General features: G+C 67.1%; 10 protein-coding genes and 1 pseudogene. 6 read left to right on the forward strand and 5 right to left on the reverse strand.

Annotation, left to right across the window (positions count from 1 at the left end; translation table 11 throughout):
- On the reverse strand, positions 1-172 hold a 172-nt coding region (locus tag ACRDTL_RS09295), incomplete at its 3' end, for a TetR family transcriptional regulator (RefSeq protein ID WP_431506427.1).
- Positions 173-216: 44 nt separating this feature from the next.
- Between ACRDTL_RS09295 and ACRDTL_RS09300 the strand changes: the two genes are divergently transcribed.
- Both ACRDTL_RS09300 and ACRDTL_RS09305 read left to right on the forward strand, forming a co-directional pair.
- The gene (locus ACRDTL_RS09300) at positions 217-1,344 is read left to right on the forward strand and encodes a phosphotransferase family protein (protein ID WP_431506418.1); all 1,128 of its coding nucleotides are present in this window, start codon (positions 217-219) and stop codon (positions 1,342-1,344) included.
- Complete coding sequence (locus ACRDTL_RS09305) at positions 1,344-2,459, forward strand: hypothetical protein (RefSeq protein ID WP_431506419.1); 1,116 nt, start codon at positions 1,344-1,346, stop codon at positions 2,457-2,459. Before ACRDTL_RS09300 ends, ACRDTL_RS09305 begins: the two co-directional genes overlap by 1 nt.
- A 31-nt stretch (positions 2,460-2,490) precedes the next feature.
- On the opposite strand, the gene ACRDTL_RS09310 is transcribed toward ACRDTL_RS09305, so the two are convergent.
- Positions 2,491-3,114, reverse strand: coding sequence for a hypothetical protein (locus tag ACRDTL_RS09310; protein WP_431506420.1), 624 nt, complete (start codon positions 3,112-3,114; stop codon positions 2,491-2,493).
- A gap of 130 nt (positions 3,115-3,244) precedes the next feature.
- Here ACRDTL_RS09310 and ACRDTL_RS09315 point away from each other — a divergent pair, with 130 nt between their 5' ends.
- Positions 3,245-4,600, forward strand: a complete 1,356-nt coding sequence (locus ACRDTL_RS09315) for a flavin monoamine oxidase family protein (protein ID WP_431506421.1) — start codon at positions 3,245-3,247, stop codon at positions 4,598-4,600.
- A 148-nt stretch (positions 4,601-4,748) separates the two neighbouring features.
- On the opposite strand, the gene ACRDTL_RS09320 is transcribed toward ACRDTL_RS09315, so the two are convergent.
- A complete protein-coding gene (locus ACRDTL_RS09320; RefSeq protein WP_431506422.1) occupies positions 4,749-6,230 on the reverse strand; it encodes a flavin-containing monooxygenase in 1,482 nt (493 codons plus the stop codon).
- A gap of 98 nt (positions 6,231-6,328) precedes the next feature.
- On the opposite strand from ACRDTL_RS09320, the gene ACRDTL_RS09325 reads away from it, so the two are divergent.
- Positions 6,329-7,675 (forward strand): flavin monoamine oxidase family protein, encoded by a 1,347-nt coding sequence (locus ACRDTL_RS09325; RefSeq protein ID WP_431506423.1) that lies wholly within the window; start codon positions 6,329-6,331, stop codon positions 7,673-7,675.
- 13 nt (positions 7,676-7,688) lie between these two features.
- Here the strand turns inward: ACRDTL_RS09325 and ACRDTL_RS09330 are convergent, their stop codons facing one another.
- Both ACRDTL_RS09330 and ACRDTL_RS09335 read right to left on the reverse strand, forming a co-directional pair.
- On the reverse strand, positions 7,689-8,639 hold the full coding sequence (locus ACRDTL_RS09330; RefSeq protein ID WP_431506424.1) for an alpha/beta fold hydrolase: 951 nt from the start codon (positions 8,637-8,639) through the stop codon (positions 7,689-7,691).
- A gap of 163 nt (positions 8,640-8,802) precedes the next feature.
- Positions 8,803-10,245, reverse strand: coding sequence for an amidase (locus ACRDTL_RS09335; RefSeq protein ID WP_431506425.1), 1,443 nt, complete (start codon positions 10,243-10,245; stop codon positions 8,803-8,805).
- Positions 10,246-10,360: 115 nt separating this feature from the next.
- Here ACRDTL_RS09335 and ACRDTL_RS09340 point away from each other — a divergent pair, with 115 nt between their 5' ends.
- The gene (locus ACRDTL_RS09340; protein WP_431506426.1) at positions 10,361-11,068 is read left to right on the forward strand and encodes a glycoside hydrolase; all 708 of its coding nucleotides are present in this window, start codon (positions 10,361-10,363) and stop codon (positions 11,066-11,068) included.
- A 36-nt stretch (positions 11,069-11,104) separates the two neighbouring features.
- A pseudogene (locus tag ACRDTL_RS09345) lies at positions 11,105-11,237 on the forward strand (IS3 family transposase); the annotation flags it as partial.

The following is an 11,237-nucleotide window of genomic DNA, read 5'->3' on the forward strand; positions in this document are numbered from 1 at the left end:
GCGCCGTCTTCGTGGTTCCGGCCCGTTCAGCAACCGCAGCCAAGGTCAGATTCGAATATCCAATTTGCACAAGCAGATCCGCCGTCGCCGTCAGTATGGCAGCGTCGATACGCGGGTCCCGGGGCCGTCCGGCGCCGGTGGCCTTGTCATTGGCGGACGGGTCTGCTTTCATAACGCTACCCACCGTATCGTAATTGCCTCACGAAGGAGGCGCTTGTGGCCAACCAACCCGGTGTCACCGACATCGACCGACTCCAACGGTCCAGCCGCGACGTCACCACCGTGCCGGCGGTGATGGCGCAATGGCTTTCCACCGTGCTACCAGGCGGCATGACACCGCAGGTGACCGTGGAAAGTGGCATCGACGCCAACGGGATGTCCTCGGAGACGATCATCCTGACCGGCCGCTGGGACGACGGCGGCACCCCGGTCGAGCAGCGCTGGGTGGCGCGGGTGGCGCCCACCGCCGAGGACGTGCCGGTGTTCCCGTCGTACCACCTCGACCATCAATTCGAGGTGATGCGCCAAGTCGGCGAACTCACCGACGTGCCCGTCCCGCCGGTGCGCTGGATCGAGACCACCGGCGACGTGCTGGGCAAGCCGTTTTTTCTGATGGACTACGTCGAGGGCGTTGTGCCGCCCGACCTGATGCCCTACACCTTCGGCAACAACTGGTTCGCCGACGCGCCCGCCGAACATCAGCGCGAACTGCAGGACGCCACCATAGAGGTGTTGGCCAAGCTACATTCGATCCCCAACGCGGAGAAGACATTCGGCTTCTTGTCCAATGATGGCGACACCGCGCTGCGCCGGCACTTCGGCTGGGTGCGGTCCTGGTACAACTTCGGCGTCCCCGATGTCGGCCGCTCACCGCTGCTGGAACGCACCTTCGATTGGTTACAGGCGCACTGGCCGCATGAGGCGGACACCGGTCAACCGGTGCTGTGTTGGGGCGATGCCCGGATGGGCAACGTGCTCTACCGCGACTTCCGCCCGGTCGCGGTGCTGGACTGGGAGATGGTGACGCTGGGACCGCGCGAGCTCGACGTGGCGTGGATGATCTTCGCGCACATGGTGTTTCAGGAACTCGCCAGCTTGGCGACCCTGCCGGGGCTACCGGAGGTTATGCGCGAGGACGACGTGCGCGCCACCTACCGCGAACTCACCGGCGTGGAACTCGGTGATTTGCAGTGGTTTTACGCGTATTCGGCGCTGATGTGGGCGTGCGTCTTCATGCGAACCGGCGCGCGCCGGGTGCACTTCGGCGAAGTGGAGAAACCCGACGATGTCGAATCGCTGTTCTACCATGCCGAGTTGCTGAAAAGACTCATTGGAGAAGATTGATGATAGGACCGCTCGACGAATTCCCGGTACACCAGATCCCGCAGCCGATCGCCTGGCCGGGATCCTCGGACCGCAACTTCTACGACCGCGCCTATCTGAACGCCCATGACCGCACCGGCGACATCTTCCTGATCACCGGCGTCGGCTACTACCCCAACCTCGGCGTCAAGGACGCGTTCGTCCTGATCCGGCGCGGTGATGTCCAGACCGCGGTGCACCGGTCCGACGCGATCGACTCCGACCGGCTGCACCAGCATGTGGGCGGCTACCGGATCGAAGTCGAGAAGCCGTTGCGCAAACTGCGGGTGATCCTCGAGGAGACCGAGGGCGTCGCCGCCGACCTGTCCTGGGAGGGACTGTTCGACGTCGTGCAGGAACAGCCGCACATCCTGCGCTCCGGTAACCGGGTGACCCTGGACGCGCAGCGGTTCGCCCAGCTGGGCGCCTGGAGCGGGCGGATCGTGCTCGACGGCGAGGAGATCGCCGTCGACCCGGCGACCTGGATCGGCAGCCGCGACCGGTCCTGGGGCATCCGGCCGATCGGCGAACCCGAGCCGGCCGGGCGGCCCGCCGACCCGCCGTTCGAGGGCATGTGGTGGTTATACGTGCCGATGGCGTTCGACGACTTCGCGATCGTGCTGATCATTCAGGAGGCGCCCAACGGGTTTCGCTCGCTCAACGACTGCACCCGGGTCTGGCGCGACGGCCGTGTCGAACAACTCGGCTGGCCCCGGGTGAAAATTCATTACCGGTCCGGTACCCGCATTCCGACCGGCGCGACGATCGAGGCGGCGCGGCCGGACGGCACACCGGTGCGTTTCGAGGTGGAATCCAAATTGCCGGTGCCCATCCATGTCGGCGGCGGCTACGGCGGCGACTCCGATTGGCTGCACGGCATGTGGAAGGGCGAGAAGTTCACCGAACGGTTGACCTATGACATGACCGATCCGGCGATCGTCGCCCGCTCCGGGTTCGGTGTGATCGACCATGTGGGCCGCGCGGTGTGCTGCGACGGCGACCGCGATCCGGTCGAAGGCTGGGGGCTCTACGAGCACGGCGCGCTGGGCCGCCACGACCCGTCGGGGTTCGCCGACTGGCTGACGGTGGCACCCTAGTTCGGCTGCTGTGCCGGTTCGGGACTGCCCGCTACTCGCCGGGCAACCCGGCCTTGATCGCGGCGTCTTGCCTGCGGCCGAAATTGATCGCATCGGCCGGAGGGACCGGATCGTTGGGCGCGCTGTTGAATTCCAGATTCACCAGCACTTTGCCCTCGGTGAACAACAGCCCCGTCACCGCCCGGGAATTATCGGGCGACGTGCCGGAAATGATCGCCCCATTGAAACCGACGTCGGCCGGTTGCCACGTGCCGGTGACCTTGGACGCGTAATTGGCCTTGGCGTGCTCCAGTCCGGCCGCTGCGATCGCGGGATCGGCAGCGATCACGATGGTGTCCCCGATGCGCTCGTTACCGTCGGGGCTGGTGTACAGCTGCGCAACACCGGGCACGCCGTTGGGATTCAATACCGGCGGGTCGGGTGTGATGAAGCCGAAATCACTCGCGTTGAGCAGCAACCCGCTGTAATCGGTCGGTTCTGCCTCCGGCGGGCTCGCCACCGGGCTCGAGTCGGTCGATGACGCGGCAGAACTCGAGGGCGCGGGCGGGGACGACGGCACAGAGGAGTCGCCGTCGCCACCGCAGCCGGTGATCACCGCGCCGACCACCATGGTCGCGACCAACACGCCGGCGACAGTTGCCGGAGCAAGCTTCATTGAGAGTCCTTTCGCGGGGGTGACAACTCGACATGTATACCAGCTCCGCCACGGCGTCTGGTTGTTGCCAAATTGCACAGCAGCGGCCAAAACATGAGTTCGGGTGGCTGCTACGTGAGACCCTGACGACATGTCCCCGATCTCCCGCCGGGACTTCCTGGCCGCAACGGCGAGCATGGTCGGCGCCGGGCTGGCGGGTGCCTGTTCGACGGGGGGCCCACCACCCCCGGGAACCAAGCCGGTCCTCGTCGTCGGAGCCGGAATGGCGGGCTTGTCCGCGGCACGCACCCTTGCCGACGCGGGACGGCCGGTTCGGCTGATCGAAGCCCGTGATCGCATCGGTGGCCGGGTGTACACCGAGCGCAACTGGCACGCACCCCTCGAAATGGGTGCGGCATGGATCCACGGCACGACGGGCAATCCGCTGACCGAGCTGGCCGGGAAAGCACGAATAGAGCTGGTGCCAACCCAGTACGAGTCGGCGCAAGTGGTGGTAGATCCCCGGCTATCGCCGATGGACTACGACGAGAACACGTGGCGAGAGTTCGTCGCCAGCGCCCGTGACGGTGTCGACGGCGGAACTCTCGCGGCTGCCGTCAACGCCAAGGCGACGCGCGCGGAGCTCTCGGCCGCGGAACGCCTGCAGTTGGCCTTCTACGTCACTACCGAGATCGAGCAGGAGTTCGCCGCCGACGCGGATCAGCTCTCCGCGACGACGTTCGACAAGGGCGAGTACACAACCGGCGAACAGGCAATTCTGCCGAGTGGCTACGACGGCCTGCCACGGCTACTCGCCGCTGGGCTCGACATCATGATGAACACTGCGGTCACCAAGGTCGTGCGACGAGACGACTCGGTCAGCGTCGTGGCCGGCAACCGGTCGTACGACGGATCTGCCGCGATCGTCACCGTTCCCCTCGGGGTGCTGAAATCCGGTGCGATCACCTTCGACCCGCCTCTTCCCGACGGACATGCCGACGCCGTACGTGCCCTGGGATTCGGCGTGTTGTCCAAGAGCTACTTCCGCTTCGAGCGGCGGACCTGGGACTCGGAGAACATCTTCCACCAATTCATCGGCAGCGACCCGGGGCTGTGGTCGCAATGGTTTGCCTTGCCGGCCGACACCGGGCCGATCGTGGTGGCTTTCAACGCCGGTCATCATGGCCGGTCAGTGGAGTCGTCCTCCCCGGACGAGGTGATGGCCGGCGCGCTGCCGATCGCCCGACAGCTGTTCGGCGACGACCTGACACCGGTCGAGGTCATGACGTCGAGTTGGACCCGCGACCCCTATGCGCTCGGCTCCTACTCCTTCCACGCGCCCGGTTCCGGCCTGGACGACCGGCGCCGGCTGCAGGAACCGATCGGCGACCGGCTCTATTTGGCGGGTGAAGCGGTCGGCATAGACAACCCGGCCACCGCCGGCGGTGCTGTGCTCAGCGGCCGATTCGCGGCTACCGAGCTGATGCGCCGATTGGGTTCACCGTGAGGCCTCAGGCGGGTTGTGCGCAAACCGAGTGTGCACCAAGGGCTTCCAGTGTGAGTCCCGGGCACGAAAATCGCGAAAATACCGCCCTACGTGCACACTCGACGCCAAGGATTCACTCTCGAAGAGGCGTCAGCCAATCCCGTGCCCTCTAGGCCGTCTGCGCCTCGTCGAGGTTCGCACGACCGAACACCATCTGGTCCTCGATCGGCCGCAACCGGTGGTCGAGCACGTCGCGCAGGAAGCTATGGCTGACCATCCAGGGCCGGCGGGTCCCTGATTTGGGCAGCACGTCCAGGGCGCGCAGCACATAGCCTGCCTGCAGATTGAACGTCGGCTGCTCGGGCATTTCGGTGTCACCGAGATGCGGATAGGCGTGAGTGTAGCCATGGGAATTCATGTATGCCAACAACTTTGCGACTGCTTGCGCGGTCATGTCAGCGCCCAGCGTCCAGGATGCGTTGGTGTAGCCCACGCACCAGGCCATGTTGGGGACGTCGTCGAGCATGTTGCGCCGGTAGACGAATCGGTCGTGCGGGTTGATCTTTTCGCCGTCCAGGCTGACTGTGATTCCACCCAGGGCCTGCAGTTGCAGTCCCGTCGCGGTGACGATCACGTCGGCGTCGAGGCGCCGTGCGGACTTCAGCACAATACCGGCGGCGTCTATGTGATCGATGTGGTCGGTGACGACGTCGACGCTGCCGTCGCTGATCGCCTTGTACAGGTCGGCACCCACGATGAAGCACATCCGCTGATCCCATGGGTTGTATGGCGGCCTGAAGTGGGTGTCGATGTCGTAACCCGGCGGCAGATTGCGCTCCGCGATACGCCGCAGCCTGCGTTTCATCAGTTCCGGCGCACGGCGCGATATCTCCCACAGTAATACGCCGACAAGCGCGTTGCGCCAGCGAACAATCCAGTGAGCTATCCTGCGCGGCAACACCTTTCGGATCGCAACTGCCGTCGGCTCCACCTGCGGGGCCGAAATCATGTACGAGGGGGTGCGTTGCAGCATCGTGACATGCGCGGCTTGTTCGGCCAGCGACGGGATGAGGCTGACCGCTGTCGCGCCGCTGCCGATCACCACGCAACGTTTGCCGGTGCAGTCCAGTGAGTCCGGCCAGTGCTGCGGGTGCACCACCTCGCCGGCGAATTCCTCGACGCCGGGCAGGCTCGGGTTGTAGGGGTTGTCGTAGTCGTAGTAGCCGGTACCGAAGAACACGAACCGGCATCGGTAGGTCTTCTCGTCACCGCCTTGTTCGGCGCACAACGTCCAGGTGTCGGTGCTCGAGTCCCAGTCCGCCGAGCGGACGTAGGTACCGAAGTGGATGTGTTCGTCGATGTGATACTTGCGTGCGGTGTCGGCCAGGTACTGCCAGATATGTTCGCCGTCGACGATCATCTCCGGGCGGGTCCACGGCTCCCACGGGAAGCAGAGCGTGTAGATGTCGCTGTCGGACCGCACGCCGGGATACCGGAACAGGTCCCAGGTGCCGCCCAGGTGCCAGCGTCGTTCCAGGATGGCGAAGCGCAGCTGCGGGTTGCGCTCCCGGATGCGGTACGCGGCGCCGATCCCCGATATCCCGGCGCCGATGATCACCACGTCAAAGAACTCGTCCGGACCCTCGACCATCGAGTCACTCCTCTCACGTCGGCGGTGAGGCACGCGTCCTTCCAGGGTAGGCCGTCCCGATTTTCGCCGCGGCTTCCCGATACGGTTGACTAGAGCCCGTGCCCGCAGCGACCTGGACCGCCGATGTCGTCGTGGTGGGTGCCGGATTCGCCGGGCTCACCGCGGCCCGCGACCTGATGCGGCTCGGACACGACGTGCTCGTGCTCGAGGGCCGTGACCGGGTGGGCGGGCGGTCACACACCGGTCATGTCGCCGGCATCCCGGTCGACATGGGTGGTACTTTCGTCGGCCCGACCCAGGATGCGGTGCTGGCGCTGGCCGCCGAGCTCGACATCTCGACCGTGCCGACCTATCACGACGGCGCCAACCTGATCCGGTGGCGCGGCACGGCTCGCCGGTATTCCGGCACCATCCCGAGGCTGTCGCTCGGCGGGCTGCTCGACATCGGCCGGGTGCGTTGGCAATTCGAGCGCATCACCCGCAAGGTCCCGCTGGCCGACCCGTGGAGAGCGCGGCGCGCGGCCCGGCTGGACGGCCAGTCGCTGGGCGATTGGTTGCGGTCGGTGCACGCGGGTGCGACCGCACGCGATCTGCTGGCCATCATGGCCCGGGTGACCTGGGGCGCTGAGCCCGACGACGTGTCAATGCTGCACGCCGCCCGCTACGTGCGGGCGGCCGGCGGTCTGGACCGGCTGCTCGACGTGGAAAACGGCGCCCAGCAGGACCGTTTCGCGGCCGGCACCCAGCAGATCGCCGAGAAAGCGGCCGCCGAACTCGGCGACCGGGTGGTGCTGGGCGCTGCGGTGTGCCGCATCGACCGCCATGACGGCGGGGTCGCGATCACGTGTGCGAAGGGCCGGGCCGAGGCCCGGTTCGTCATCGTCGCGATCCCACCGGCGCATCGGGCCGACATCGAGTTCATTCCCCCGCTACCCGCCGAATACGGGCAGCTCGCCACGCGTTGGCCGCAGGGCCGCCTGTCTAAGGCATACGCCGCCTACCCCACCCCGTTCTGGCGGGCCGACGGGTTCTCCGGCGAGGCGCTCTCCGACGAGGGCCCGGTGTTCATCACCTTCGACGTCAGCCCGCAGCCCGACGGGCCGGGCATCCTGTTGGGTTTCGTCGATGCCCGCGGCTTCGACGAGCTACCCGCCGATCAGCGCCAGCAGTGTGCGCTGGACTGCTTTGCCACCCTGTTCGGCGACGACGCACTCAAGCCGCTGGATTACGTCGACTACCGCTGGGGCGCAGAGGAATTCGCAGCAGGCGGGCCGACCGCTGCGGTGCCGCCGGGATCGTGGACGCGCTACGGGCCGTGGTTGCGCCGCCCGGTCGGACCGATTTTCTGGGCCGGCACCGAAACCGCCGACGAGTGGACCGGGTTCCTCGACGGCGCGGTGCGCTCCGGCCAGCGGGCAGCCGCCGAGGTCGCGGCTCAGATATAAGCGCGGCTATGAGCTATGCAGCCGGGCACCGGGTGAACGATTCGGCCAGTGCCCGTAGCTCCCGGGTGACGTCGGCGGGGCGTTCCAGCATCGCGCAATGGCCGCCGGGCAGCACCACCAGCGCGGCCAGGTTAGGTGCGGCCTCCGCGATCCGTCGGGACTGGCTCAGCGGGGTCAGCCGATCGCGTTCACTGCCGATGACCAGCGTCGGCACCGTCAGACCGGCCAGGCTGATGTGCTGTCGCCCCAAGGCGCCGACGAGCATTTTCGCGCAGCCGCCACGTCCGGGCGGTGACGTCGCGGCGAACAGGTCGTAGAGCAGCGCGCAGGCCGCGCGATCAGCGTCGGCGCCGAGGGCCAGCATCGAGATCATCTCGCGGGCGGCGGGCCCCACCGCGCCCGGCAGCGCGAACGAACCGAACGTGTCGACCAGGCGGCGGGCGGCCAGCACGCGACCTGCCGCCAACGGCGCCGGCATCGGCAGGAGTTTCACCTTGCGCAGCAGGTCACCGGTGGTGGTGTTGATCAGCGCCACCCCGTCGGCGCGGTGCGCGACCTTGTGACGGTAACGATCCGACCAGGCCGCGATCGCGATGCCGCCCATCGAGTGCCCGGCGATCACCGCGCGCTCGCGTGGTGCCAGGGTGGCCTCCAGGACGGCGTCGAGATCGGAGGCCAGGTGATGCAGGGTGTAGTTTCTGCGCGGCGGGACGCCGCTACGGCCGTGGCCGCGGTGGTCGAAGGCGATCACCCGGTAATCGGTGGCCAAGTCGGCGATCTGGTTGGCCCATACCCGGATAGCGCAGGTGATGCCGTGCGCGAGCACGATCGGATAGCCGTCTTCGGGTCCGAACACTTCGGTGTGCAGACGGGTACCGTCCGGAGCGCGGACAGCCACTGTGCGGCTTGGCGGCAAGTGGATAGGGATGTCAGCGGGCGCGCGCGCCGGATACCGAATAGCCATCCCCCTGCTCCCCTCCGAGGCGGCACATGGCCGCCCGTTTCGATGCCGTCAGTTTAGTCCGGCCATCCGAACCATCCGGGCGGAACGAACGGAACGGCTCAAGCGGTTTGGTCGCGACTTGGTAACGGTGCGACTGCGGGATTAGCTGTGCACGACGCCGGCGTCAGGGGATGGCCGGGTGCCGGGACGACCAGGGGTGTGCCGATTCCAATTGGGAGGCAACGCGAATGAGGACATCCTCTCGGCCGTATGCGGCGGCGAGCTGGATGCCTATAGGCAGGCCGTCGGCGTTGTGGTGCAGCGGGAGGCTGATCGCCGGCTGCCCGCTCATGTTGAACGCCGGCGTGAACGCGGCAAACCGCCCGGCGCGGCGCATCGGTGCCGTGGGCTGCTCGGGATTGTTCTCGAACTCCGTCAGCGCTGGTGGCGGCTCGGCCAGCGTCGGTGTGAGCAGCAGGTCCCAGCCGTCCGCCCACCACTGCTGCAGCTCGCGCCGGAAGGCCCACCCCGCCGCCTGCGCCGCGGCGTAGTCGACGGCGGTGAATCGCCGCGCCTGCTCGACGAGGACCCAGTTCACCGGCTCGACGTCGTCTTGCGTCAGCTCGCGTCCCAGCGTCTCGCCGAAACCGCGCACCGCCATCGCCATCTGGGTGGCCCACAGCGCCATGAACTTCTCGGGCAGCGTGGTGTCGGCAAGGCACTTCGGCCACGCCGGTTCGACGGTGTGCCCCAGGCCCTCCAGCATCGACGCTGCCGCGCGCACCGCCGCGATGCAGGCCTCATGCAGTACGTCGCCGCGCGGATGTACATCGAGCAGTCCGATGCGCAGCCGACCCGGATCAGCGCCGACCTCGTCGACGTACGGCCGCTCCGGTGCCGGCGCGATCACGGTGTCGCCGATACCGGGACCGCGCACCGCATCAAGCAGCCCCGCCGTGTCGCGCACCGTGCGGCTGACGCACAGTTCGACTCCCAGCCCCACTTCGGCCCGTACCGGCCCGACGGTGATCCGTCCCTGGCTCGGCTTGAGTCCCACAAGTCCACAGCATGACGCCGGGATGCGGATGCTCCCGCCCCCGTCCGAGGCGTTGGCGAAGGGAACCATCCCGACCGCCACCGCGGCGGCGGCGCCGCCACTCGACCCACCCGGCGTACGCTCCGGCGCCCACGGATTGCGCGTTGCCCCCCAGGCCACCGGCTGTGCCGTCGGCAGGCTGCCCATCTCAGAGGTATTCGTCCGCCCCGCGATGACAAGTCCAGCGGCCTTGAACCGGGCGACCAGCGTGGTGTCGGCGGTGTCGGTCTTGCCTGCCGCTTTCAGGGCCACATTGCCGTTCGACAGGGTTTGGCCGGCGAAGCTCGTGTAAAGGTCCTTGAGCAAAAAGGGGACGCCGCGGAACGGGCCGTCGGGCAGCGCCGGGTCGGCGGCCACCAAGCGGGCGTGGTCGAACCACTCGATGACCAAGGCATGCAATGACGGGTTCGACCGCTCGATCCGCTCGATCGCCGCCTCCAGCAGCTCGCTAGGCGTGACCTCGCCCTTTGCTACCAGCCCGGCCTGGTCTGTGGCATCCATCCACCGCGTCTCGTCGGCAAGACCTCTCATGGCTCCCGGTTGTACCACGACCGGGTTATGAGGTGAGCGCCAAGGGTTTTCGCGCGCCTCACACTGCCGTCGGCTGCACCCGGCCTCACAGCGACCACCCGAAAGCTGACGAAAATTGCTACCCGCCGTCAAACACAGCAGTAGGGTGCTGTTCGTGGGCAGAGACCTGTTAGCCAACGGCCGGGGCCGTTGGTTGGCAATCGCGGCCTCACTCGTCGTCTCCGGCGCCATTTTTTACGCGCAAAGCACCGAACCTCCGTGCTGCGTCAAGACCCCGGCGATAACACCGATAGTCGCGGGATCTGTGCCGGCCGGCGCGCCGCCCGCCGCCAGTCCCGCGGCGGCGGAATTGCAGGCGGCAAGCGCGCCCATCGCTAGCCGGGAAGTCCCGTTCGCGCTGCCACCCGGCGTCGCACCGGAGGAGGGGTTACAGGTCCATACCATCTGGGCGGCCCGTGCGATCAGCGTGTTGTTTCCCGAAATCACCACCATCGGCGGGTTCCGGCAGGACCCTTTGCAATGGCATCCCAATGGGTTGGCGATCGACGTGATGATCCCGAACTATCACAGCACCGAGGGGATCGAGCTCGGCAATCAGATCGCCGGGTATGCCTTGGCCAATGCGAAACGATGGGGAGTGATCCATGTGATCTGGCGGCAGGCTTACTACCCGGGCATCGGCGCGCCGAGCTGGACGGCGAACTACGGCTCAGAAACCCTCAACCACTACGACCACGTTCATATCGCCACCGACGGCGGCGGATACCCGACCGGGCGCGAAACCTATTACATCGGATCGATGAACTCTACGCCGGCCAACTGATCCGCCAACTCGCCTTGACCCCACCCGCGGCTGCCGGCGCGCCCCGAGACCGTCAACGGCTACTACAAGGCCGAGCTGATCTACGGGCCCGCCCGGCCGGGACCGTGGAAGACCGTCGAAGACGTCGAACTGGCCACCCTGGGCTGGGTGCACTGGCACAACACCACCC

This window comes from Mycobacterium sp., from assembly GCF_050700595.1.
In the GTDB taxonomy this organism is placed as follows: Bacteria; Actinomycetota; Actinomycetes; order Mycobacteriales; family Mycobacteriaceae; genus Mycobacterium.

What these genes read in the sequence shown, in the direction of transcription:
- ACRDTL_RS09305 (WP_431506419.1), top strand. Translation starts at nt 1,344, where the DNA reads ATGATAGGACCGCTCGACGAATTCCCGGTACACCAGATCCCGCAGCCG.
- ACRDTL_RS09335 (WP_431506425.1), bottom strand. Translation starts at nt 10,245, where the DNA reads ATGAGAGGTCTTGCCGACGAGACGCGGTGGATGGATGCCACAGACCAG.
- ACRDTL_RS09320 (WP_431506422.1), bottom strand. Translation starts at nt 6,230, where the DNA reads ATGGTCGAGGGTCCGGACGAGTTCTTTGACGTGGTGATCATCGGCGCC.
- ACRDTL_RS09315 (WP_431506421.1), top strand. Translation starts at nt 3,245, where the DNA reads ATGTCCCCGATCTCCCGCCGGGACTTCCTGGCCGCAACGGCGAGCATG.
- ACRDTL_RS09330 (WP_431506424.1), bottom strand. Translation starts at nt 8,639, where the DNA reads ATGGCTATTCGGTATCCGGCGCGCGCGCCCGCTGACATCCCTATCCAC.
- ACRDTL_RS09310 (WP_431506420.1), bottom strand. Translation starts at nt 3,114, where the DNA reads ATGAAGCTTGCTCCGGCAACTGTCGCCGGCGTGTTGGTCGCGACCATG.